Raw genomic sequence first — 24,421 nt, 5'->3', positions numbered from 1 at the left:
GCATGAGCCATGGCATCGCCCCGCTGGGTGCCGGTCGATCGTCAGTCCAGCGTATCCAGATGCGCCTTCAGGTACGGCAGCATGGTCTTGAGCAGGTTCGAGCCGGTGGTGCCGGTGAACACAGGCACGTCCGTGACCGGAATCGGCTGGGTGGCGGTCACGCCGGCCACCGATGCGATGCCGGTGGATTCCTTCGGGCTCAACTGCCTGATGGCGATGGCCAGCACTCGGCCGGGGTAGCGCCGGGCGATGGTGGCGTAGGTGGTCGGGTCCTTCTGGCCGTCGTCGCCCACGAGGATGAACTTCATGTCCGGGAAGTCGGCCATGAGCTGTTCGGCGAACTCCAGTTTGTGCTGCGGACCGGTGGGCACGAAGGTCTTGGGCCGCGGGTCGAGATCGCGCAGCAGCAGCGGGCCTTCCGGGAAGCCGTGATCGGTGATGAAGTTGCGGATGGAGCTCTCCACGTTCCAGGGCGAAGTGGACAGGTAGAAGAACGGCGCGCCGGGGAACAGGTCGGCGATGCGGGCGAACAGCACGCTCATGCCCGGCACGGAGGCCTTCTTCTTGGGGTCGAGCAGCAGCAGGTTGTAGGCGGCCTTCCAGAACACCGGCGCCTGCGTGATCATGATGGTGTCGTCCACGTCCGAGATGATGCCCACCTTGGCACTGGCCGGGATGGTGTACAGGTTCGCGGCCACAGGCTTGCGGTGCTCCACGCTGTAGTAGACGCTGTGGATGCCGGGCTCCAGACGGCGGGCGGCCACCAGATCGAGGTAGCCGGCGGAATCGGAGACGGCGTATTCCACGCCGTGGGCCCGCGCGGAATCCACACGGTCATAGACCTCGGAGACGCCGACCTGCACGGTGTTGAGCGGCACGCCGTCGATGCTGGCCTGCACATGCGTATGCGGCGCGGCCACGGCGAGCATGCCGCGGATGCCACGGCTCAGCACGCCGGACTGCGCGTGTTCCGGCGAGTATACCGTACGGCAGATGAGTCGGGAGTAATCGCCGGTGCCGTAGCCCACGTACGGTTCGACGCGCGGGTACCAGCCGAGCTTGCGGACGACGGTGGTGGAGATGCGCGACCACACGCCGAACGCGCCGGTCACCGTGCGACGCATGAAGCGGGTGGCGAAGGGCTTGACTTCGATGCGCTCGCGCTTGGATGCGGCGTCGAAGGTGGTGACGGCCTTGCGCGCGGGGATGGGCACGGTGGGCATGTCGTCACCGGAGGATGGGTTCGGAACCGCCTGCTTGGCGCTGTCCGCATGAAGCGCGGCGGAAGCGACGGGAGTGCCCGCGGATCCGGCGGTCTGCATGTCCGCGGACACCGGATCCGGCGCGCTTCCGTCTGCGGGATCGACGTCCGATCCCGCCTGATAATGCCGTGCCAAGCGCCTTTCGGCCGCTTCAAAATCCTCGCGTGGGCTTCTCATGGTCTCCCATACTAAGCCATGGTGGTTATGAGTGGGCTAAGTTCCACCCTGAAAACTCGGCTCCCCTCCCTGAGGGGAGCACTTAGGGGAACCGCTCTGGCCGCCCTACTTGACGACCTTGGCGTACTCCTCGGCGGAGAGCAGGTCGGGTTCGTCATCGTCGAGTTCGATCTTCAGGATCCAGCCTTCGCCGTACGGATCGCCGTTGACCACGGACGGATCGTCCGCCACGTCATGGTTCACGTACTTCACCGTGCCGGCCACGGGGCTGATGAGCGGCTGGACCGCCTTGGAGGACTCCAGTTCCACCACTTCGTCGCCGGCCTCCACGCGGGAGCCGGGTTCGGGCATGTCCACGAACACGAGCTCGCCGAGCTGGTCGGCCGCGTATTCGGTGATGCCGATGATCGCGGGGTCGACCGAACGGTCCACCCATACGTGTTCCTCGGAGTATTCGAGGTGGTCGGGGATGTCGAGGTTCAATGGCTGTTCGTTGTCATTTTCGTTCATGCACACCAGCCTAACCCAAATCAAACGCCGAAGCCACAGACGACGTGACGCCTCACAGCTCGCGGCCGAGCCACTCCTCGATCATGTAGCGCGCGATGGTGGCCCTGCCGGGGGCGACCATACGACCGGAGATGAGTTCGGCGGTGTATTCGTCGCGCGTGACCCAGCGGGCGGTCATGGTTTCCGCCCCGTCCACATGCACGTCCGTGGTGATCGCATGCGCCTTGAACGCCATCATGAGCGATGCGGGGAACGGCCACGGCTGCGAACCGAGGTAGCGCACCTCGCCGAGCTTGATGCCGGTCTCCTCCATGGCCTCGCGGCGGCAGGCGTGCTCGAGGTTCTCCCCCGCCTCCACGAATCCGGCGGACACGGAATACAGCTTGGGATCCTTCCAGGCCGCGTTGTGCTGCAGCAGCAGACGGTCCTGGCCGTCCACGATGGCGGTGATGACCGCCGGCTCCACGCGCGGGAACAGGATGCGGTGCCCGTCCGCCTCATTGGTGCAGCGTTGCGCCCAGCCGGCGAGCGCGGCCTGAACCGGCGCGCCGCAGGTGGGGCAGAACCGCTGACGGGAGTGCCAAATGCTCAGGGTGATGGCACTGGTGGCCTGTCCGGCCTCGCGCGCGTTGGCGTGAGGCGCGAATCCGCGCAGATCCACCCAATCGAACCGGCCCACGGCCTGCTGAAGCAGCGTGGGCTTGGGGGCTTCGTGCCCGGCGGAGGGGTCGACGGTATCGTCGAAGGCGTCATCCGCGCCCTGACCGGCGGAATCGGAGACGCCGAGGGGGCTGGCGATGTGCTGTCCGGCCGTATGGGACGCGGCTGCACGGCTTCCGGCGGACGGCAGGTTGGACTGTCCCATCGAGCCGTCCACCGTGCCGGAGTCCTGCACGCCCAGCACGCCGGGCATGCCGCTGCCACAGGAGGCCGGGTCCATGCCGCTGCCGCTATTGCCGCCATTGCCATGACGGGTGCCGTTGGTTCCGGACGACGCGCCCGTTTCGGGCACGCGCGTGATGTCCACCGCGATGACGGATGCGCCGCGCGCGCCGCCATAGGAGCCCAGGAACATGGCCACCGCTTCCGGGTAACGCCTCAATTCGGAGGCGACGTATCCGCCCGGCAACGTGGCAAGCCGCATCTTGACGGATTCGTAATCCACCAGGTCTCCCTGGCCGCGCGGCACCGCGATGCGGCCGCCGCGGGTGAGCACCACTTTGGTGTTCGGATCCGCCAGCAGGTTCTCGATGAGATCCGGCTCGTCACGCCGATCCACCTGATAGTCGATGTCGCCCTGCGCCAACGGCAGGAACGGCAGCGCGCGCGTCAGCGCCAACGGTGAAAAATGAATATCGGCGGTCATTCCAAACTCCTTTTGATTCAAGCTCTGTTTTGGCTCCCCTCCCTGAGGGGAGCTGTCACCGCAGGTGACTGAGGGGAGTCCACGGATACGCGATCGCTCCCCTCAGTCGGCTTCGCCGCCAGCTCCCCTCAGCGAGGGGAGCCAAAGATGCCCCTCAGCGCTCCTGCACGCGCCTGACAAGCGAGAGCAGTGCGCGGGCCACGGTGTCGGGGTGCTCCACGGCGCTGAAATGGCCACAGTCGGGGATGGCCACGAATTCGGCGCCGGCGATCTTCTCGGCGAGCGGCTTCATCACGCTCGGATTGCTGGTGGGGTCGTTCTCGCCGGATACCACCACGGTGGGCACCGCGATAGTGGCCGGCACCTCACCCATTTCGGGGCGGCCGTAAGTCATGCGCTGACGCCAGGCCAGACCGGACGGGCTCTGCTCACCGATCCATTTGGTCATCGTCTCGATGAATTCCGGCGAACGCTTCACCGTGGAATCCCCTTCGGCGGGGCGCGCGAAGTGCATGACCGGTTCCACGGAATCGGTCTCCTCGGCGGCATTGGCCATGGTCAGGCGTCCCTCGCCACCCGTGCCGTCGGATGCGGCCATCGTGTCGCACAGGGCCAGACCGGCCACGGCCTCGGGGTGCAGGCGCTGGATGTCCATCGCCACGTAACCGCCCATGGACAGGCCAACCCAGATGGCCTTGTCGTATCCAGCGGCCTTCACCAGGTCCACATAGGCCCCGGCCAGACGGTCCAGCGCCTCGCTGTACGCGCCGTTGGCCATACGCGGGCCGGAATCGGCCTCGCTCGGCACCGGAGACTGCCCGGAACCGGCCATGTCCGGCGCCCAGATGGGGAACGGCGGCACGTCGTCCAGATCGGCGAAGTCGGCGAGCGCCTTCGCGCACACGTCCCACATGCGGTGGTCCACCGGGTAGGCGTTCATCAGCACCACCGGCACGCCCTCACCGTCGCGGATCACATGATTGGCCAATTCGATTGTCATTGTCGCTCCTTTTGCACCTACACTCCGGCCCAGGCCAGCGCCTGACGCACGATACGCCCGTGACCGTTGACCATCTGGGCGATGAACGTGTCCATCATGTCGCTCTTGGGCGCCACCCACTCCACATCCAGCGTCTCGTCCTGCGGCTTGCAATCGCCGGCGATCGGCACCACGTAGCACAGCGCGATGGCGTGCTGGCGCGGATCGTAGTACTCGCTCAGTCCCGGCGTGGGGAAGAATTCGGCCACGGTGAACGGCTGGAGCGAGGCGGGCAGCATCGGCAGGGCGATGTCGCCCAGGTCCTTGGCCACGTTGCGGGCGATGGCCTCGCGCAACGTCTCGTGGAACAGCACGCGGCCCGTGATCAGCGTACGTTCGATGGAACCGTCATCGGAGACGCGCAGCAGCGAGCCGACCTGGGCGATGCGGCCTAGATCATCGGTGCGCACCGGCACGATCTCCACGTAGGCGATGGGCATCTGGTGGCGGGCCCTGTTGATGTCCGCCGGACCGAGCCATCCCGGCGGGTTGCCGTGGCCCGAGCCGCCTCCATGGATGAAGTCCTCGGGCGTGATGTTGTCGAATTCTCCGCGGTTGCGACCGGCGTCGTAGTCGCCCTCGTCGGGCACTTCATCATTCATGACTGGCATACCTCCCATTATCGCGCGAAAGTCGTATGCGCGGTGGAGGCATCCCGAATATTCCCCGCATCGCGGAAAGCACGGCGACCCCGGACGCCACGACCTGTTCGCCTCGGGGCAAAAATGTTGGGTGGTGCTGGAAAGCTGGTACGCAGCACAACGGAAGTTCCCATTCACCTCACGCCCCGCGCGTGCCCGCTATATAAGAGGAGAGAAGCAACATGGCAACCAAGGCCATCACCTCAGCCGATTTCGAGAAGACCGTGACCGACAACGAGATCGTGTTCGTTGATTTCTGGGCCACGTGGTGCGGTCCGTGCCGCGCGTTCGGCCCGATTTTCGAGGCCGCGTCCGATAAGCCGGAGAACGCGGACATCGCCTTCGTCAAGGTGGACATCGACGCCAACCAGGATCTGGCTCAGGCCGCCGGCATCCAGGCCGTGCCCACGCTGATGATCGCCAAGCAGGGCGAGGTCATCTTCCAGCAGGCCGGCGCGCTGCAGGCCGCCGATCTGGACGACCTGATCGCCCAGGCCAAGGCCCTCGACCTCGCGGCCGCCAAGGCCCAGGCCGCCGCCGCTCAGCAGGACTGAGCCGCCACTGTCCGGCGCAAACCTCCCGAAAGTGCCGGACAAGTGCTTCAGTTTTCCAACCGCCACCATATGTGGCGGTTTTTGTTTTTCACAGACACTACATCTAGGACGCATCCATCATCGCCGCTTGCCGTTCATCCACTCACCCGCCTATCATGGAAGGCAGTGTGTGAAATCCAACCGGAGTAATCCGACCAAGGAGCGCAATGTCGAAGCACGTCAGGCATACCCCCCTGCTGAAATCCCTGAGCAAGCGCCAGTGGGCCAAGGTCGCGGCGGTGATCGCGGCAGTGGGATTCATCGGGGCGGCGGGTGTGGTCTCCCGTAACTTCTATCAGAACGACGCACCGAAGTCGTTCTCCGACGTCACCGCCTTCTCGGCCACCGATTCCGCGGCCTCCCGTTCGGCGGCCCGCGGCGCCATCGACAGCGCGGACAAGAACACCACGTTCGTCACCGTCAAGATCAACGGCGACTCGCGCACGGTGCTCGGTGAGAAGCAGGACATGACCACCGTCAAGGACGTGCTGGAAACCGGCAACATCACCCTTGAACCGGACGATGCGGTGAGTCCGTCGCTCAAGACCAAGGTGACCGAGGCCACGGTCATCACCATCGACCGTGCCGGCGCCGATGTGGAGACCAACGAGACCGCCATCGCCTTCAACGAGGTGCGCAAGGAGACCTCCAGCCTGCCCAAGGGCCAGGAGAAGGTGGAGACCGAGGGTGAGAACGGCATCATGGAGACCACGTCGCTCGTCACGCGCGCGGGCGGCAAGATCGTCTCCTCCAACGTGTTCGCCTCCTGGGTCAAGAAGGCCCCGGTGGACAAGGTGATTCTGGTGGGCACCGGTTCCTCCTCCACCACCGTGGCCGCCAATGATCTGGGCACCACCACGCCGGCCGGCGAGATTCAGTCCTGGGCGCACGACTATCTGCTGGCCAACGGATACACCGAGGAGGACTTCACCGCGGCGAACTACATCATCAGCCACGAATCCGGCTGGAGCCCCACCGCCACGAACCCCTCTTCCGGCGCATACGGTCTGGCGCAGGCCTATCCCGGCAGCAAGATGGCCTCCGCCGGCGCCGACTGGCAGACCAACTACCAGACCCAGTTCAAATGGTTCATCGACTACTGCAACCAGCGTTACGGCGGCATCACCGCGGCCTACAACCACTGGATCACGTACAACAACTACTGATCGGTCGGCGACCGGCACCGATTCATCGGCAGTAAACCCGCACGACATGGTGCGGGTTTCTTTTTGCCTTGTTGACTTGTTAAGCCAGTATTGACATGCCCTATTCTCGGCCCCCCTTGTCAGGACATTGCCGTGGAGCAAACGGCAATGCCGTTTGTAGGCAATGTGCGAGGCGACAGCCGAGCCAACAAGCCGCGAACGGAGTTCGTCATTAATTGCAGGACGAGCTGTCGGCGAAGCCGACTGAGGGGTAGTCCAGTGGAATTCATGTCAATCTTGGTTTAACAGAGCCTTTTGTTTTGTCGTTTCCGTAGCGGCGTGTCGCTATATGGACACAGGACGACCGCTCTTGCGCTTACCGAATGGTAGCCAGAATCCCAGTGATTCCTAAGGTTTTCACGGGATACAACAACGTCCAGTAGAGACCCGGTCGGCCTTATGTCACTTCACACCCCCTTCAGTTGCCCCATACGGCCGAAATTCGTCGGACGGGGGCATGTACACTAGGGGGCGTTTGCACGGGGAATCCCCTCAACGCGGCATAACAGAAAAATCGAACGCAGGAACAGGCCGAATGCTTCGGCGGCGCTTGCACGGCAGGTGCGCCCCACGGCCCGCGGATTCCGATATTTCGCCAATAGCTCCTTTCCACAGGCGGCATTGTGCGTCGCGTACACCGCATCGGGGATCACATAAGGAGAAAAGCATGACCAAGAAGATTCTGGCCGTTCTGGCCACCATCGCGGCGACGCTCGGCCTGAGCTTCGCCGCCAACACCGCATTCGCCGTGGACGGCGACGGCTACGGCGCATCCGTGAGCGTGAGCGGCAACACCGCCACCGTGTCCTTCCCGGCCGGCGCATTCCAGCCGAACGAGCAGGTGACCGTGACTTGGGACGACGCCGTGGTGGCCGACGTGCAGCAGATCGGCCAGAAGACGTTCACCGCCGCCGCTGACGGCTCCTTGAACCTGCGTTACATCTTCAAGGACGGCCAGACCGCCGGCCAGACCATCACCGTGACCGCCGTGGGCGCCCAGACCGGCTCCCGTACCGCCGAGATCACCGTGCCGGCCACCGGCACCGGCGACCAGTCCGGCAACGGAGCGAACGGTTCGACCGGCACGCTGAACGGCTCCGGCACCACCGCCAACACGGGTGCCTCTGTGGCCCCGTACGGCGTGGCCGCCCTGATGCTGGCCGCCGCCGGCATCGCCCTGTTCGCCGTCCGCAAGAGCGCCAACCAGCACTGAGCGTAGCCTCAGACAGGAAACAGGAATAATTCAACCGGGAATCACTTCCGATTCCCGGTTTTTTCATGCCTTGTTTGTTCACAGCATTGTGCGATAGAAAGGAACATATGCAGCTGCTTTTCGTATGCACCGGTAATCAATGCCGCTCGGTGATGGCCGAATATTATTGTCGATTCCGGCTGTCTCAATTCAGCATCGACCCCGAAAATACCGCCGACGCCATCACCGTTTCCAGCGCCGGTACGCTGCAATATCCGCCGCACGCCGCCGACCCTCTGGCCATCGACATGCTTGCGTCCGATGGCCTTGACGCCACCGCGCACCGTTCCACACCGATCAGTACGGAAATCAGTCGCGCCGCCGATCTCATCCTGTGCTTCGAACGTGCGCAAATCTCCGAACTGCTGGGTCAGAATCCCGCCGCCGTGCGCAAGACGCTCCTCTTTGACGATTTCGTCAATGCATGCGCATATCTGGATAATCAGGACCCGATTCCCGGTGACTCCCCCGAAGCCAAACTGCGCGAGGTGATGGATTCCATGTCCATGATCCGCCCGTTCCTGCCCACCGCGAATGAAACCGTGGATCCCCACCGCCAATCACGCGAGATTTTCGAGCAGGTATATGCCGAAATCAAGCACGGCATCGACACCATATTCCATGCGATCAGCGAGTAAATCAAACTTCTTATAATCAATAACCCTCACCTTGGCTCCCCTTGTCAGGGGAGCTGTCACCGAAGGTGACTGAGGGGTAGTCCATAAAAGATGCTGTAAATAAAGCAACTAAAGACCATTTATTTGTCACATATCCCACCCGCCAATACAATCAATAACGTACGCAAATAACTTCGACAAATAAGGAGCAAATCATGGCTTCTCTGCTGCAGGGTTTTGAAGAGGTCCAGCTGGTCAAGCCGGTGGGCAAGACGGTGATGACGGTCACCGATTCCGCCATCCGTTTCAACAAGGCGACCGTGGAGGTGCTCGGCTCCCCCGCCTACGTCAAGGTGCTCATCAACGAGAAGACCAAGCAGATCGCCGTGACCCCGGCCGCCGAAAAGGCCGATAACGCCGTCAAGTTCGCCAAGGCCGGCGCCGCCTCCGTGAGCGTGAAGGAGCCGGTGCTGGTCGAGGCCGTGAAGGCGTACCTGCCCGTGGGAGATGCCCCGGAGGGCGAGGTGGCCTACCAGTCCGTGAACGGTGCCGCCTACGCCGAGAGCAAGACCGTGATCTTCGACGTCGCCAACGCCACCGCCGGCACCATGAAGCGCCGCGGCCGCAAGAAGGCCGCCTGATTCACTCTGCAAATAGCAACTATTCCAGCCAATGGCAGGGGCACCATCGTCACGATGATGGCGCCCCTGCCATATCCGATAATCAAATCATCATCCTATTTGTCCACCGGCAAACCAGTTCAGGGTTCTCACGCTCTGTGCCATAATGCCACCGAATACATGCGTGCGATTCTCTGGCGCACGGAAGGATCATCGGGCAGAATGCCATCGATGTACGCCTCTACAGCATTGCCCCGCCATGGTTCGACTCGTCTCGGCATAGCAAGGGACAATTGCGTAACATCGGAACTGCTCAGGTCATAGGTAAACGTGTGCTTTCCTGAGGTTCCTTCACGTAATACGCCGACACTACGCCCCTCAAGCAGAACAATCAGTTCCTTGATTGCTGACATATTTGCCGCCTTCCTATCCCCCGCATGCCAGAAACGACCGTCACATCCGATTTTCAGCCATCTCGCTAGGATGCGCCCAAGCCCTTAAGATATTCTTCCGTGGATATGCTCATTGACTTTCGGAATTCGCGGAGTTTCGATTGCAATTCCGCACCATAATCAGGGCTTTGCCGATCAAAGGCAGCCGCAATCGGCATCACTTCAGTCACCGGCACCTTCGCAGCAGTTTCGACTTGCGTATCAGTGCGAGATGAACCGACCGCCGGACGCGATTCTTCCGCATCCGTTTCTTCTGCGCAATCGGGAGCATCATATCCCAACGTCATTGTCACTCCAAGCACCTGACACATCGACAGCACTCGTGTGAAGCTGGCATTGATGATTTTCCCCTGCTCAAATTGGCTGACCCAAGGACGTGTGAGGCCGGCCCGTTCGGCAAGTTCCGCCTGCGTCATTTTATGCGCGATCCGGGCATCTCGAATTGTCACGGCCAATTGCGACATGGACACCACACCACTCATTGCTCGCATGCCTACCCCTTTGTCTGACAGATTCAGCATTGCCCCAATTGTTAGATAATTCTAACATAAATTAGAAAGATAATGTTATGAATATCAAACAGACACCACGATGTTCTATAAACCGAACACACTAAGGACCATATGCATGCCGATAACAGAAAAGCCCCGGAACAATCCGGGGCTTTTCTGTGAAGCTCCTGCGACTGGGCTTGAACCAGTGACCGTCCGATTAACAGTCGGATGCTCTGCCAACTGAGCTACGCAGGAATATTCAGTTATCAATCCGACCAGTCACCCAGCCGAAATGAAGCTCCTGCGACTGGGCTTGAACCAGTGACCGTCCGATTAACAGTCGGATGCTCTGCCAACTGAGCTACGCAGGAATATCCGCACACAAGATTGCTCTTGCGCACAAGTCACATATCATACACACTCTTCCGCAAAACGCAAATCACACCCCACCCCTTGCGTGTCGCATCATTCTTAACACATGACTCAACTTTCAAATCGTCTCGCATCCACTTTAGACTGCTTGAGATTGTTTTAGATTCCGCTATGCTCAAACCGTCCTTATCCCCTAGCGCCTTTGTTTCCAGCCATACCCTCTTGCCAACCTCTTTGCCCCTCATGCACCAAGCTCTGAATGGTTCAACTAATCCGGAAGACGTATGACATGATGACCGCTCCTCTCCTGCCGCCACGTTTGTTCACGCCGCGAGACCGCACGGATTACCTGTTTGCGCTGGCGTTGGTCACGCTGCCAGTCGATGGCACGGTCATCGGGTTTTATCAGCCGTTTTGGACGCCGATCAGCCCGTGGCTTCTGGTGGCCTACTGCCTGCTGAATCCGCGACTGCTGTGGCAATCCGCCCGCAGGCATGCCCCGCTCATGGTGCTGCCAATCGCACTGTTCGCCCTTTCTATTCCAGGTTGGATTGCGTTCGGATTCCACGCGAATGCGGTGCTTATGTCGCTGTCCGGCGTGATTGCAGTGCCGATATCGATAGCCGCGCTCGATATCGCGTTCGGGCACAAACGCCTGAGCTGGCAGGAGTCGATACGTATCATCATCGCCACTTACTGGTTCGCATTCGCCGTGGGCGTGGCGCAATGGCTGGCGATTCGCATCGGCCTGACCAACATACAGGGCTACTTCAGTCAGCTGATGGCCCGATCGTATGTGGAGACCGGCGCGCATTGGGCGGGCGACCACGCACGTCCGCAATTCCTGTTTGCGGAGCCGAGCTATATCGGCATGCATCTGTTCGGCGTGCTGTTGCCGTTGTTTTGGCTGATGCGACCGCGCGATTCCGTATATGCCAAGCGTCTCAAGCACCTCATCGTGGTGTTCGCCGCCGGCAGTGTGGCTATGGGAGCCGGCGTACGCATCGTGCTGGATTCGCTGGTGGCATTGATTATGGTCATTATCGTTGAACTCCGCTGGAGTGACGCCGCGCAACGCAGGAAAGGAATGCTGCTGCTGGGCGGGATGGCCGCCGCCGGAGCCGTCTGCTGCGTTGCGGTACCACGCCTGCGATCCATCATGACGAACGGCATCACCGGTGATGGCTCCTTCTTTGGCCGCATCTACCAGTCGCTGGGACCGCTGGGCGGCATCATGGAGCATCCGTGGACCGCGTTGACCGGTTTCGGTGCCGGCAATATCGCCGATGCGATGCACGAGGGTTCAACGACCGCCGCACGCATGCTGACGCTGCTGGGCACTGACCCGCGCGCGGCGACCAACTGGTACGCAAGCATCACCCCGGACACCGCCTGGACCATGAGCTCCTACACCAGCTTCATCACCGAATTCGGACTGATTGGGTTCATCTCGTTCCTGGCCGTCACATTGCGATTCGTCACACGCGGTTCAGTGCCCACGTCCAGCACGACCACTCCCGTTTCCGTCCGCTACTCCCCCAGCACGACCGCCAACGATCAATCCGACAGTCGCATTGCCACCGCGCCCTGCACACCTCGCCCGTGGACCAAACTCACCGTCTGCTGGCTCCTACTGCTCGCCTACCTCTATCTCCAGTTCGAGGGCTACGCTTTCGCCGCCATTCCACTGTTTGCATGGAGCACGGCAAATCGCAAGCATCGCGATCCCGTCATCATTTCAAAATCGAGACCCCACGGCAACACCACAACCGACATATCATGACGACACTTCCAAGCAGGCCTGCGACAAAATCACTTTTCGATACGCACTAACTGCGAAGCTCCATACACACAACTTTGCGAATATTTCGTTTATCTGCCATACTGTATTTATCTACACATCCAGCGCAGGTATTCAAGAAGCACATAGGAGCATCGTATGGGAACACACAGCATTTCCAAAGATTCCGCAACATACTTGCCAAATGCGGATGATCGCAGACAGCTCATAGACATCAAGGAAGCTCTATCCGGCCGACTGTCAGAAGAAGCCCAAAAGACCGTAGATCAACAGTTTAACGAACTATCGTCCCAGGACGATTTCCCTGTGGCTACGCTCAAAGTCGCCGGATCACCAGCTCGTCCGCTTACACCGGAACTCGCGGATGTTCTGCTCAAAGTGGCCGACCAACTTTCACGCGGCAAAGCTGTGTTCGTCGCCCCGTATGATACACAGCTCACCACGCAGGACGCCGCGGATTTTCTGGGTATATCACGCCCCACTCTGGTGAAACTTTTAGAGCGAGGGAAAATCCCATTCAAGAAGGTGGGCCGTCATCGCCGTGTATTGTTGGCTGATTTGCAGGAGTATGCGGAATCGCGGCACCAAGACAATCTACGCACATTCGCAGATATTGCCGCAGACGAAAATCCGAAAGCCACCATCGACAACCCCTTGGTCTCCTGACAAGGAATCGAATTCACTCCGAAAGAACGATTGTCATGAGCTTCCCGGTATTTTTCGACACATGCACCCTCTATGGCGAAATCGTCAATGATGCAATCCTCCGGCTCGCCGAAGAACGTTTCTTCACACCTTACTGGTCTCAAGACGTACTCACGGAGCTCAAACGAAACCTGGCACTGCGAGTCGGAGATACGCGAGCAGCCCGTCGCATCCATGCCATGACCACGGCATTCCCGGATGCGACAATAGTCGGCTATGAGAGTCTCATAAAGAACATGACATGCGACGAGAAAGATCGACACGTCCTCGCAGCAGCAGATCATTCCCCTGCGCAGACTCTGGTAACATTCAACCTCAAAGATTTCCCGGAATCATCCACCGAACCGTTGGACATTGAAATCAAGCATCCCGACGAATTCCTACTTGATGTGTTCGACCTTGACCCAGGCCGAGTGGCAAGGGTTTGCTACACCGCACTGCTCAGTTACAAGGACTATCCACAGACACCAGAAGAATACGCGCACATGTTGCAGCAGTCCGGACTGCCCGGCTTTGCCGAAAATGTCTATCCTGCTCTTGATGCTCTGAGTGAATAGAACCCCTATACATGCTTGCTCATATGAATTTGCATGTACTCCGCTAGATACATCATCCCGACGAACATCATAAACCAGCCGCATTGCCCCGGATGAACGAAGAAGCCCATCGCGCTGCTGATGCCCATTCGTGCGTCATTACCTCCTAGGGGACAGCCGCAGCAGCGAACCAAAAACCTGAGCGGCAGGCCGGTGAAAGTTGCGGCCTGCCGCTCAGGTTTGTATTGCGATAGTCGTCAGCAGCGATCTCAGTAGTGATTGGGAATGAGCACGACCCGGCCTTCCGCGACGTCCATCAGATGCTCGCCGTAGGGCGATTTACCGTAACGTTCGGCGGACTCCACCAGCTCGTCGCGGGTGATCCAGCCGTTCTCGAACGCGATTTCCTCCACGACCGCGATAGGCAAACCTTGCGCACGCTGCACGGTGCGTACGAATTCACCAGCCTCATACAGGGAGTCCATGGTTCCGGTGTCCAGCCAGGCATAGCCACGACCGCATAACCTTGAACTACGCTACATCTTTCCGGTAAATGGTTTAAGGCAAAATCGTTTTTAATTGCGTCTTGTCTGTGCTAGCCGGACTAATTGTTATAGGGGCCGCTCACTTTATGGGGGCGGCCATTTTCATACCCGACCGCGGTCTCTACACTTACATCCAACTCCGTCAACACCCCAAGCACCCCCACCGCCGTCATCCGAGGCAATCCAACCACAAAAGCTCAACAGATACGCAAAACGACTGATATACGCATATCAAACGCTATTTATGAAGAAAAATGCATTATTTGCGTTTTTATGATAATATCTGTGTATCCAAAATAGTCAGGAAGTACATTATGCTCATCGACTTCAGCTTTTCGAACTACAGAAGCTTCCATGAGGAGCAGTCTTTCTCCATGACACGCGAGAAGCGCTTCTCCAACGGACCGTTTAAGAATCAATCAACGATTACAGCCGTATATGGAGCGAACGCTTCAGGCAAATCGAACTTTCTCAAAGCGTTGTGGTCGATGGCCAACATGGTACGTAGCAGCTATGCCCAGGGAGACGCAAAAACCAGCATTCCCCGAGACCCGTTCCGTCTCAGTCCCCTGGGACAGTCAGAAAAGTCAATGTTCTTCACCGAGTTCACGGCCAATGACGGGCAAAAATACCGTTATTGGTTTGAATTCAACGACGACATCATCCTATATGAGGAATTGTCGGTGTTCAGGCGTCTCGAGAATCGTCTTTCGACCCATCCAACGAAACTGTTTTCCCGCGATAAAAGCGGTATCAGTTTTGGAGCCTCTTTCCGAGGTCCACGCGCGCAAATCAGGAAAACCATCGAGCTACGTCCCAATGCCCTAGTGCTATCGGCCGCAGCCGCAGCCGGCATAGCATGTACCCAGGCAGCATTCGATTTCTTCATGTCCGGAATTTCCTATTGCGATGCTCAGGAATATCGCGTTGAAGAATCACGCATTCTCAATGAGTTCAACCGAAAAACGATGTTTGCCAAGGATCTCTCACTGTTGATTCGATACGCGGATTTCGGCATCAATTCAGTACGTAGCGCCCCAGTAGCCATCGACACAGAAACGCTGGAGGCATGGAAAGTGCAGATGCAGAACCAGCTCGGCGCCGATCCCAACAAGGTGGAACAGATGCTGTCCGCTGGTCAATCATCGGAACTTCGATTCGAGCACGCAGGTGATATTTCAGCCACATTCACCGAAGATAACGAGTCGCAGGGAACGATAGCAGCACTTTCGTTCTTCTCGTTAGCCTTGCGGCAACTGATGACCCCCACCGTGACGTTGATCGATGAAATCGACACCAGTTTGCACCCTACACTGGTTAGGGAGTTCATTGGGTTGTTTACGGATCCGGAAACCAACCCCCATGGTTCACAGCTGATTTTCACCACACACGATACGTCATTAATCAATGTATCCGGAGAGACGAATCGACTCATCGACCCCGATCAGGTGTGGCTCGTAGAGAAGAATCTCGAAGGAGCCTCGGAGATATATCCTGTAACCGATTTGAATGTGCGCAAAGAAGAAAACATCGGGAAAAACTACCTGAACGGTGTCTACGGAGCGATCCCCAAGCCGAGTTTCCATGATGCATTTGCAGAAATCGTCAGGGAAGGCGGTATTTCATGAGCCGCAAGGAAGTATCTGTACCGCCGCATGGCCGCAAGGGTCAACGCCGCTTACGGACAAGAGCGAAACGCTATTTTGTAGTCTGCGGCGGAGAAGTCACAGAGCCCCAATACTTCAAGCATCTCAAGTCAGAAATATCAGGAACGAACAACTGCGTAATCGACGTCAAGCCGATAGTAGGATCCCCTTCGCAACTTGCCAAATATGCCGCGGCCAGCAAACGCGATGATGAACGCAACAATGGCGATTCCGCAGATCGGTATGCCGGTATCTTCGTTGTTGTAGATGTCGATAATTTTCATGATCACCTGCAAGCACAGCAGACTTGCATAGACAATGGCATTAGCCTCATTATTTCAAACCCATGTTTCGAAGTATGGCTCATCGATCATCTTCAACCATGCCCGGAAGCATACGCCACCACGCCTGACGTAGAACGATATGCGGCCCGAAAAGGCATAACCGGAGGCCCCAGAAACAAACATATCAACTGGAAAAACATCGCCGGCCTCACGCAGGATGCCGTCATCAACGCCAAAAAGCATAATTCGGCAAGCAAAGCAGCCGCTAGGAAACAACTGACTCCATACAGCGAAAGCAACTACGCACCTTGGACCGATATGCCAGAGGTAATTGAAGTCATGAAATAATCAAAGACATATTTCAAAGCAAAGATACAACAATATTACATTCACATAGTAAATATAAGGATTATAAAATGATTACAGATAAGTGGAAATGCGATATACCGGAAATTGAAGGCAAAGAATACATGGAGCCACTTACCGAATTTGTTCTACAACAATTTATTAAAATATTTGGCATAAATAATATCAATAACGAACCATGTATTATCTTCAACAACAGCAATGACCAAAACCCCAGATTATTTATTAACACAACGCCATTACGCATACAAACCTGCATGGATTCATACCAATACTGGAGTCAGTTTATATTCCAGCTTTCACATGAAATAATGCACTATGTAATACGACAACACAAGAATAACAAAAAGACTGAAGTAAAATGGCTTGAAGAAACCATATGCGAAGCAATGTCTGCCTATATTTTAAATAATTCAGCAAATATATGGAAGAAATGTTCGTTATCAAATATTAACCCTTTTTATTATAAAGATTTAAAAAAATACACCAACGAATATTACAAGAAGCAGCAGCCAAGCAAATTAAAGCATATAACCACTATGAAGGAATTGCTGATATTCAATCAGGAATCCGATAAAGATGAGGAAACAAGAATACTGCGGAGTGCAGAACGGAATATCATATACAATGATTTTCTCAAAAACCCAAAGCATATCCCGATGTCCGTCACATATAACAACTACGTAAAAGATAACTTATTAATCAACTTGGATGATTGGAAATCCAATGAACCTAAGAATACTTTCATTCCAATTGTAGAGTCAATCTACCCACAAATCCAGTAAAATATTAAACTAACCAGCGATAGGAGTCAATTCGTTTCACAGTAACCGTCACATTCATCCATTTTAGAAATTATGTTTGGCTGTGAATAGGTTCCCTCTATGAATCTATTCACAGCCAAGAAACAACAATCAATAGTCCTACTGCTTCAGTAGCAAACATCAAACTAGATCGCACGCCATCATCACCCATGAAAACCTAAAGCACACTTCAATCCCCACCTGCGGCTATACTGTTCGGAGCGAAAACATCTGTGACGACCGCATCTCCAAATATCTCATGCACTATGAGAACGCTTTGCGAACAGTGGTATTTGATTCCGATAGAGGTATTTCATGGCCAAAGCCACCAAAAAACAATTGGCAATCAATATGGTTGCTAATATCGTTGCTTTTTGCGTCCAGTTCGGCGTTAACTTCTTCCTTACCCCGTATATCGTCAAGCAACTCGGCAGCGAGGCGTATGGCTTCGTAACGCTTTCGTTTAACATTGCCGGCTTCGCCAGCATCATTACCACGGCCTTTGATTCAATGGTCGCCCGATTCGTGCTCATGGAAGACACTAAAGGCAATAACGATGTGGCGATCAAATACTTCAACTCGGCGCTTATCGCCGATACCGTCCTCGCGATCGTATTGTCGATTCCATTCGGACTCGTCGTGTTCTTCGCCTCTGACTTGCTCAGTATTCCTGTTCGGCTTATTGCCGACGTACAGCTCGCTTTTGCGTTCGCTTTCCTTGGCACGCTCATCAATCTGATCTTCGCATCATTTGGATGCGTGTATTACGTCAAGAACCGGCTTGATCTTGAGGCCCGGCGCAATATCGAAGGCAACATCATCCGCGCTATCGCGCTGATTGCCCTGTTCGTGCTGCTGCCCGCGAAAATCTATTTCATCACCGGCACGGTGCTGATCGTCACCGTCTACAATTGCGCTGCGAACCTGCATTACAAACGAAAGCTGATGCCGGAAATCAAAATCAATGCGCGGAGTTTCAGCTTTCAGTCCATTAAGAAACTGCTTTCTTCGGGTATCTGGAATTCGGTCAACAGCCTGAGCACCACATTGCTGAACACACTTGATGTGCTTATCACCAATCTGTTCCTGGGGGCGGCGACAAGCGGTATTTACGCATTGGTCAAGACAGTCCCCAACTTCCTCAACCAGCTCATCGCCATTCTGGTGAAGGTCTTCGTACCCAACATCAATATCCTGTACGCACAGGGCAAGAAGGACGAGCTGCTCAAGGAGGTGTTGTTCTCCGTGCGTGTGATGGGCTTCCTCGCCACCATCCCAATTGGCTTCCTTATGGTGTTCGGCGACGGATTCTTCGAGGCCTGGGTCCCCACGCAGGACAACAAGCTACTGCAATCACTGTCTCTGCTGACGCTATTTCCGCTAATCGCTTCCAGTATCATCAGCGTGATCGTCAACGTGTACATCACGACCAACAAACTACGGGTACCGGCACTCGTGCTGCTGGGAGTCGGTGTCGTGAACCTGTCCTTCGTGCTCATACTGCTCACGTTCACAGATCTGGGCGTGTGGACCGTACCTATCGTGGGCATGACGACGCAGTTGCTGTATTACGTCGGATTCCAGCCGATTTACGCCGCACGTTGCCTGAACCTGCCTTGGCACACGTTCTACAAGGCCATCGCACTAAGCTCAGCATGCACCATCACCATGGTGGCAGCATGCCTTCTGTATCGCTCCATATTCGAGGTGCACGGCTGGATTCAGCTCATCATCGCCGGCGCAATCTGCTCGGTAATCGCTCTGACAATCAACTTCTTCATAATCTTCAACCGCAGCGAGCGAGCATCCGTGCTCGCCAAATTGCCCATTCGTAAGAAGTAGCAGTCAAGTGGCGGATGGATGCGAAACGACTCGTCCGCGTCCTCCGCATCCATCCGCCACTACATCATGTTTTTAACGGCTAATCATGTCGCGAATCACTCGCGCGTAAGCATCGGCAATACTCTTACCATCTTGATCCCAAGCGAATTGCCGGCGTTCCCACTCTTCCTTGAAAACTGCGAGCTTGGTTTTAATCGGCACAGCATCAACTTCGACTCCGTACTGCAGTGCGAGAATCATCGCATGCATACGCCCGGAAACCAGGTTTTGGCAATCAGCCAACTCGTCAACGTAATCATCGATGGAATCGATTTCCGCCAGAATCGCCTGCATGCTCTTCTTAGTAGACAACCATTCACGGAAACGCGCTGATTCGCAGTAGTCAGTGTATGTGGTGTACAGCAGTTTGAGGTTCGCATCCCCCGCACTGTCTTCTCCATCATCCGAAATCTGCTTCTGGATGAGCCGATACCACATCTCGTAGTATTCATCCCGCGTGTATTGACGCTTCTTCTCAGCGCTGAGTTCCTGATAGGCATACACGCATGCGCCACGCATCCGCCGGACCGCATCGTCTTCACTGTGACGCTGTTCCAAAGGAAGGCAGGACTGAAGGTACCGGTAGGCAAACACCACATCCGGCGCATAGACGGCGTCAACGCACAAAATATCATGCATGACTGCAAGCGTCTGCTCGTCTCTCACCAAAACAGTGGCGCATTTGGCGAAGGCCTCACGCAATGCGGCAGCCTCCTTGCCCGTGAATCGTGCGTCCGAACTGACGCCCATCACCGCCACGGGGCACGACCGCTCAGCAAGCGCATCGATCCAAGCCTGCAGACTATGGAAGAACGGATGGCCATTCCCCTTGATCAATTCGCCACCACCGATGATTGCGGCATCAAAATGCCCCGCTTCGTCAAGGCTCGCGCGAATCAGCCGTGCGTATCGTTCCTGTACGGGCGCGCTTTTCATATCGCGGATGAACCGCTTCGTCCGCCAGACGGTTCGGCGCAGCCATGGCAATTCATCAGGCGTGGACGATACGGGCTGAACTTCCGTCCGCATGTCTGCAAGGGAAGTGGGTTGCTCATCCGGAATGAACGGCATGACAACGATATCGGCGCCGGTGGCTTTTTTCGTCACCGCCGTCATGACCTGCGCTATGGCGCGGTCGCCCAGATTGTCGGTATGGCCTTGATTCACCAAGAGAATACGCATATATTTCACTTCCTCCCATCAATCAAATCGCAGAAACGGTCGAAGTAGCCATGGACGTCGTATTCAGGATGCTGCTGAAGCGTCAATCGCGCTCTGTCAACCTTGAATATGCGTTCTTCCGAATCGAGCGCCATGTGCATCGCCGCAGCCAAATCACCGACGATGGTGTCATCCGCATTGTCGACGAGGAAAGCCGACTCGTCAGACACGATTTCCGGAATGGCTCCCGATCGGGTCGCGATAATCGCCAGCCCCGCAGCCATCGCCTCAAGCACGACCAGACCGAACGGTTCCTCCCAACGGGAGGGGATGACCGCCACATCGGCGGCGGAAAGCACACCCGGCATGTCCTCATGCTGAACAAAGCCAGTGAAGATGATGTCATCCCGGCCCGCACTCAATGCTTTGAGTTCCTCGGTATATGGGTCAACATCGTCAGTACCGAACCATGATTTGCCAACGATCAACAGCTTAGTCGAACAATCGCTCGCATTGGCCATACGAATGTATGCTTCGATGAGTTCCCGCACACCTTTCTCCAGCGTGATTCGTCCCGAATACACGAACGTCACGTCCCTCGAATCGATGCCGAACTCACGACGCCACCGTTTACGATCTCCGCCTTGCATGAACGCCTTGATATCAATGGCATTGTCCAATACCTTTACCTTGCCGGACGTATCAACGGCTTCGGCATCACCAACTTGCGAGCGCAAGTACTCGCTGATTACAAGAAACACATCAACATGAGGCATGATGTCGCGAACCAGGGCCGGCGTTTTGCTTGACCCGTCATAATCGTTATGCATGTGGTAGATCAGGCGGACTCGCTTCTTGAGCCACTTGAACCTACCAATCATGTTGCACGCAAGCATATCGTTCTCTACAAGAATGACATCATGCCTGCCACGCAGAGCGAGCGCAAGAATCTTCAGTGCCTCGGGCGTCACATACTGTCCACGATGTGTGAGGAAGACAATCTTATTGATGATGCGCGCAAGCATACGATGAATACGGGTTGCTTGAATCGGCACAACGTTCGTGTACCGGTAACTCACACCATCAAGCGCGTCATCCGGTTTGGACAGCACGGTGATGCTATAACGCGGACTCGTCTCGTTACCCTCAATGAGCCGCGTGGACAGTTCCTCAACGGCACCGCCGCGCGCTGCCGGCACAGGCAGGAATTGAGGAGGAATCATCAGCATCGTTTTCATCGGTTTTCTCCGGCTTGTGGTCTTCATAGGTTCAGCAACCAATTCGTACCAGCGTCAGCAATCGTCTCAAGGGTCGTCATCGGTTCCATATCATCAACCCTGATCTTTGTTCCATGCCAGCGGCTCATCAACACGGAGCCCTTCCCTCTTGACGATTCTGGCCGGATTGCCAGCTACGACACAGTTATCCGGAATGTCTCCCAGCACAATAGCACCGGCAGCAATCGTCACATTGTTGCCTACCGTAATACCTCCGACAACCACACTATGCGTATAGATGGTGACGTCATCGCCGAAGACGGGAATGTCGCGTTCTCCACGCTTACGAGAAGGATTACGACCGACCGTCACCATCTGATACACCGCCAGGTTCTTTCCTGCGGAGTCGCAATGCAGAATCACGTCATGACCGTGATAAATCACCAATCCTGGACCAATGTCCCCCGTCACCTCGATATGCATGGCATTCGGCATAACTATTTCCTGAATTTGCCTGGCTGTATTATGTCCGCCATTGCGCATGCGCAGGTAGCATACGGCACGGAATGGCTGACGGAACACCAACGCATGGCAGAACCAGTACAGACTCACCGTCGAGCCGGACTCGGAATACATGTGTCTCGGCAGATCTTCAGCGATGATATCCCTGAAATCCTTGTCGGTGAGATACAGCAACGCAGGAATAATCAATCGCCAGCAGTTCAGAGCAACGATTACCCGTTTCACCAAACTCTGCTTCATCAGGAGGTCTTCCTTCCTCGCACTCGTTTCATGTCGCATAATGACAAACCCAGTCGCCCCCAGCCTCGCCGCGCGCAGCACAACATGAGGGAATCGACTGTTCCGATACGTCCGACTGCAGACCGTGACAACGCACGGTTGAAGCCGTCGTTCAGTATGCCGACTGCAATCTGACGGTCCTGCGGAGTCGTCGTCGGTTTACGAAGATATTCATGCATAACGCTAATCAGATACACGGCGTGCAACGATTGCGCTTGAGTGTCAATGCCATATTGCTCCAGCACGGGGGCAATACCTTGCACGATTGTCTTGTAGGCCGTCCAGACTTCACCGAGCGAACGACCTCGAGACAAGGAATGAGCCGAGTAGTTCTCATACACATAGGCTGTTTGGCCGCCCATATACACTTCAGGGCATGCCGCATAGCAGGTGTAGTTATAGAGCGCATCTTCCCCTAACGTTACGTCATGGTCAAAACGCGCTGTCTTTGCCACATCTGCGCGATACACCTTGTTGAAGAGGAAATTCAATAGCGAGATATGTTCCGGCGTTGCATACGCCTTAAGGAAATCACGCGTGGACTGCCGACCCTCCGCAAGCAGTATGGCTTTGCGCTCCGCCAGTGGTCCGTCCAGCTCATTGCGTTCGCAGTATCCGAAGATGTACATCCCGATACCATCGTGCGACTTCACCACGCGAACGATGCCGCTCAGTGAACCATCCCGATAATAGTCGTCACTGTCCGCAAAAACGATGTATCTGCCCCGGGCAAGTTCCACGCCACGTTCCCTTGCCCGAGAAGGACCGCCATTGGCGGCATGAACCACCGATATCTCTTCATGCTTGGCAGCATAATCATCCAGGATGCGTGATGAGTCATCTGTGGAACCGTCGTCCACACAGATGACTTCATATGGCTCTCCTGTCATGTCCATTTGCGTCACAATGCTGTCAAGGCACCTTCGCATGGTCTTCTCAGCGTTGTAGACGGGAATGACGAATGAGAGGAAAACACCATTATGCGAGTCCATCGATCAGCTCCTCCCACTGGCGGGTAATGGCATTGATGGAAAAATCACTAATCAACCGCAGTGCGCCGTACGAGTATCGGTCCTGCAGCTGTCTGTTCCACATAAGGGACAACAGGTTTTCCGCAAAACGTTCCTCGTCACCGTCCTGTACCAAATGACCGTTCACATCATCATCAACCAGTTCACTGGGCCCGGTCAGGCAGTCATAGGCCACAATCGGCAATCCCTTTGCCATAGCTTCCAGCAACACCATGGGGAATCCTTCGAATCGTGAAGTCATCGCGTAAATGGACGCATTGTCGTACCACTGCTCAATGTTGGACGTGGCGGGTATAAACCGCACATTGCTGAGTCCGAAATCATCGACTTGCCGTTTCAGTTCGCTTTCCAACTCACCGGAACCCACGATAGCCAGCTTCCAGTCGCCTGCACGGTCCTCGATGCGCGACCATGCCGCGATGAGACGGTCGAATCCCTTCTGCTCGGTGAGACGGCCGACAGCCAGCACCGTATGCTCAACACGAGGCGAGGGCGTTACATGCTCAAACGGTGAAGGATTGTTGATGACTCGCAATTTATCGGCGGGGAACCCGCCCTCAAGATACATCCTGCGATCCTGCTGCGTGAGCAGTACCAACGTATCAGCATGCCGCATGGTCAGCTGAAGCGCCTTGATTCGTTTGTGCTCCGATTGCGCATGCACGTAGTTGAAGTGGTCCCAAACGATGTGACGGCACGGCAACCCACGGAGAGCCCATGTAGTCCAATAAGCAAGCACGGAATCGATGTCGATGAACACGTCGAAATCATGATTCTTGACGTATCGTCGTAATTTCCACACTGGATAAAGGAATGTGCGGTACAGCTTTCCTTCGGTGGCAGGTTTGAGAAGATGATCGACTGTTACACGTTCATCGACCGAGAAGAACGGCTGACCATAATCCCAGAAGCTTAGGATGGTCACATCAAAGCCACGCTGCGCGAGCGCGTTGGCGATCATGATGCCCACACGCTCCGTACCGCCGGAATGCGCAACCACACCGTTCAGGAAACAAATCTTCTTGTTCAAACCACATCACCGCC

At 56.3% G+C, this 24,421-nt stretch carries 24 protein-coding genes, 2 tRNA genes and 1 pseudogene; 12 read left to right on the top strand and 15 right to left on the bottom strand.

Features of this window, described 5'->3' with window-relative positions:
• Positions 1-41: 41 nt before the first annotated feature.
• The 5 genes from JS536_RS02245 to JS536_RS02225 all read right to left on the bottom strand — a co-directional run bounded on the left by JS536_RS02245 (position 42) and on the right by JS536_RS02225 (position 4,965).
• Positions 42-1,439, bottom strand: coding sequence for a phosphatase domain-containing protein (locus tag JS536_RS02245; RefSeq protein WP_214355600.1), 1,398 nt, complete (start codon positions 1,437-1,439; stop codon positions 42-44).
• Between the two features lie 105 nt (positions 1,440-1,544).
• Positions 1,545-1,958, bottom strand: coding sequence for a glycine cleavage system protein GcvH (gene gcvH / locus JS536_RS02240; protein WP_214303893.1), 414 nt, complete (start codon positions 1,956-1,958; stop codon positions 1,545-1,547).
• 43 nt (positions 1,959-2,001) lie between these two features.
• A complete protein-coding gene (gene nudC / locus JS536_RS02235) occupies positions 2,002-3,315 on the bottom strand; it encodes an NAD(+) diphosphatase (RefSeq protein WP_214355599.1) in 1,314 nt (437 codons plus the stop codon).
• Positions 3,316-3,469: 154 nt separating this feature from the next.
• Entirely contained in the window at positions 3,470-4,315 is an 846-nt protein-coding gene (locus JS536_RS02230) for an alpha/beta hydrolase (protein WP_214355598.1), read from the bottom strand.
• A gap of 17 nt (positions 4,316-4,332) precedes the next feature.
• Positions 4,333-4,965: an NUDIX hydrolase family protein gene (locus tag JS536_RS02225; RefSeq protein ID WP_109057899.1), complete on the bottom strand. Its 633-nt coding sequence runs from the start codon at positions 4,963-4,965 to the stop codon at positions 4,333-4,335.
• Positions 4,966-5,177: 212 nt separating this feature from the next.
• On the opposite strand from JS536_RS02225, the gene trxA reads away from it, so the two are divergent.
• The 5 genes from trxA to JS536_RS02200 all read left to right on the top strand — a co-directional run bounded on the left by trxA (position 5,178) and on the right by JS536_RS02200 (position 9,303).
• A complete protein-coding gene (trxA, locus tag JS536_RS02220; protein ID WP_214305127.1) occupies positions 5,178-5,549 on the top strand; it encodes a thioredoxin in 372 nt (123 codons plus the stop codon).
• A 206-nt stretch (positions 5,550-5,755) separates the two neighbouring features.
• Positions 5,756-6,754: a G5 domain-containing protein gene (locus JS536_RS02215; protein ID WP_214355597.1), complete on the top strand. Its 999-nt coding sequence runs from the start codon at positions 5,756-5,758 to the stop codon at positions 6,752-6,754.
• A 706-nt stretch (positions 6,755-7,460) separates the two neighbouring features.
• Positions 7,461-8,006: a hypothetical protein gene (locus JS536_RS02210; RefSeq protein WP_214355596.1), complete on the top strand. Its 546-nt coding sequence runs from the start codon at positions 7,461-7,463 to the stop codon at positions 8,004-8,006.
• 107 nt (positions 8,007-8,113) lie between these two features.
• Positions 8,114-8,683, top strand: coding sequence for a protein tyrosine phosphatase (locus JS536_RS02205; RefSeq protein WP_214355595.1), 570 nt, complete (start codon positions 8,114-8,116; stop codon positions 8,681-8,683).
• Positions 8,684-8,877: 194 nt separating this feature from the next.
• Positions 8,878-9,303, top strand: coding sequence for a hypothetical protein (locus JS536_RS02200; RefSeq protein ID WP_214355594.1), 426 nt, complete (start codon positions 8,878-8,880; stop codon positions 9,301-9,303).
• A 128-nt stretch (positions 9,304-9,431) separates the two neighbouring features.
• On the opposite strand, the gene JS536_RS02195 is transcribed toward JS536_RS02200, so the two are convergent.
• The 4 genes from JS536_RS02195 to JS536_RS02180 all read right to left on the bottom strand — a co-directional run bounded on the left by JS536_RS02195 (position 9,432) and on the right by JS536_RS02180 (position 10,599).
• Positions 9,432-9,695, bottom strand: coding sequence for a HipA N-terminal domain-containing protein (locus JS536_RS02195; RefSeq protein WP_214355593.1), 264 nt, complete (start codon positions 9,693-9,695; stop codon positions 9,432-9,434).
• Between the two features lie 65 nt (positions 9,696-9,760).
• On the bottom strand, positions 9,761-10,225 hold the full coding sequence (locus JS536_RS02190) for a helix-turn-helix transcriptional regulator (protein ID WP_214355592.1): 465 nt from the start codon (positions 10,223-10,225) through the stop codon (positions 9,761-9,763).
• A gap of 185 nt (positions 10,226-10,410) precedes the next feature.
• Positions 10,411-10,483: transfer RNA gene (locus JS536_RS02185), tRNA-Asn, on the bottom strand.
• A 43-nt stretch (positions 10,484-10,526) separates the two neighbouring features.
• Positions 10,527-10,599: transfer RNA gene (locus JS536_RS02180), tRNA-Asn, on the bottom strand.
• A 290-nt stretch (positions 10,600-10,889) separates the two neighbouring features.
• Here JS536_RS02180 and JS536_RS02175 point away from each other — a divergent pair.
• The 3 genes from JS536_RS02175 (at position 10,890) to JS536_RS02165 (ending at position 13,663) form a co-directional block, all read left to right on the top strand.
• Positions 10,890-12,383, top strand: a complete 1,494-nt coding sequence (locus JS536_RS02175) for a hypothetical protein (protein ID WP_214355591.1) — start codon at positions 10,890-10,892, stop codon at positions 12,381-12,383.
• A gap of 156 nt (positions 12,384-12,539) precedes the next feature.
• Positions 12,540-13,067, top strand: a complete 528-nt coding sequence (locus tag JS536_RS02170; RefSeq protein WP_214355590.1) for a helix-turn-helix domain-containing protein — start codon at positions 12,540-12,542, stop codon at positions 13,065-13,067.
• A 35-nt stretch (positions 13,068-13,102) separates the two neighbouring features.
• Positions 13,103-13,663, top strand: a complete 561-nt coding sequence (locus JS536_RS02165) for a PIN domain-containing protein (RefSeq protein WP_214355589.1) — start codon at positions 13,103-13,105, stop codon at positions 13,661-13,663.
• Between the two features lie 248 nt (positions 13,664-13,911).
• Here JS536_RS02165 and JS536_RS02160 read toward each other — a convergent pair.
• Positions 13,912-14,160 (bottom strand): annotated as a pseudogene (locus JS536_RS02160) (glucose-1-phosphate thymidylyltransferase); the annotation flags it as partial.
• Between the two features lie 341 nt (positions 14,161-14,501).
• On the opposite strand from JS536_RS02160, the gene JS536_RS02155 reads away from it, so the two are divergent.
• The 4 genes from JS536_RS02155 (at position 14,502) to JS536_RS02140 (ending at position 19,128) form a co-directional block, all read left to right on the top strand.
• Positions 14,502-15,815, top strand: a complete 1,314-nt coding sequence (locus tag JS536_RS02155) for an ATP-binding protein (RefSeq protein ID WP_214355588.1) — start codon at positions 14,502-14,504, stop codon at positions 15,813-15,815.
• The gene (locus JS536_RS02150; protein ID WP_214355587.1) at positions 15,812-16,465 is read left to right on the top strand and encodes an RloB family protein; all 654 of its coding nucleotides are present in this window, start codon (positions 15,812-15,814) and stop codon (positions 16,463-16,465) included. Before JS536_RS02155 ends, JS536_RS02150 begins: the two co-directional genes overlap by 4 nt.
• 68 nt (positions 16,466-16,533) lie before the next feature.
• Positions 16,534-17,268, top strand: coding sequence for a hypothetical protein (locus tag JS536_RS02145; RefSeq protein ID WP_214355586.1), 735 nt, complete (start codon positions 16,534-16,536; stop codon positions 17,266-17,268).
• A gap of 333 nt (positions 17,269-17,601) precedes the next feature.
• Positions 17,602-19,128, top strand: a complete 1,527-nt coding sequence (locus tag JS536_RS02140) for an oligosaccharide flippase family protein (RefSeq protein WP_214355585.1) — start codon at positions 17,602-17,604, stop codon at positions 19,126-19,128.
• Between the two features lie 72 nt (positions 19,129-19,200).
• Here the strand turns inward: JS536_RS02140 and JS536_RS02135 are convergent, their stop codons facing one another.
• The 5 genes from JS536_RS02135 to JS536_RS02115 form a co-directional block, all read right to left on the bottom strand.
• The gene (locus JS536_RS02135) at positions 19,201-20,349 is read right to left on the bottom strand and encodes a polysaccharide pyruvyl transferase family protein (RefSeq protein ID WP_214355584.1); all 1,149 of its coding nucleotides are present in this window, start codon (positions 20,347-20,349) and stop codon (positions 19,201-19,203) included.
• 5 nt (positions 20,350-20,354) lie between these two features.
• A complete protein-coding gene (locus JS536_RS02130; RefSeq protein ID WP_214355583.1) occupies positions 20,355-21,566 on the bottom strand; it encodes a glycosyltransferase family 4 protein in 1,212 nt (403 codons plus the stop codon).
• A 93-nt stretch (positions 21,567-21,659) separates the two neighbouring features.
• The gene (locus tag JS536_RS02125) at positions 21,660-22,307 is read right to left on the bottom strand and encodes a hypothetical protein (RefSeq protein ID WP_214355582.1); all 648 of its coding nucleotides are present in this window, start codon (positions 22,305-22,307) and stop codon (positions 21,660-21,662) included.
• Entirely contained in the window at positions 22,307-23,338 is a 1,032-nt protein-coding gene (locus JS536_RS02120; RefSeq protein ID WP_214355581.1) for a glycosyltransferase family A protein, read from the bottom strand. Before JS536_RS02120 ends, JS536_RS02125 begins: the two co-directional genes overlap by 1 nt.
• Complete coding sequence (locus tag JS536_RS02115) at positions 23,325-24,407, bottom strand: glycosyltransferase family 4 protein (RefSeq protein WP_214355580.1); 1,083 nt, start codon at positions 24,405-24,407, stop codon at positions 23,325-23,327. Before JS536_RS02115 ends, JS536_RS02120 begins: the two co-directional genes overlap by 14 nt.
• Between the last annotated feature and the right edge of the window lie 14 nt (positions 24,408-24,421).

The organism is Bifidobacterium sp. SO4 (assembly GCF_018555355.1).
Taxonomy (GTDB): Bacteria; Actinomycetota; Actinomycetes; order Actinomycetales; family Bifidobacteriaceae; genus Bifidobacterium; species Bifidobacterium miconisargentati.
This window is presented reverse-complemented; position numbering and strand designations above follow the sequence as displayed.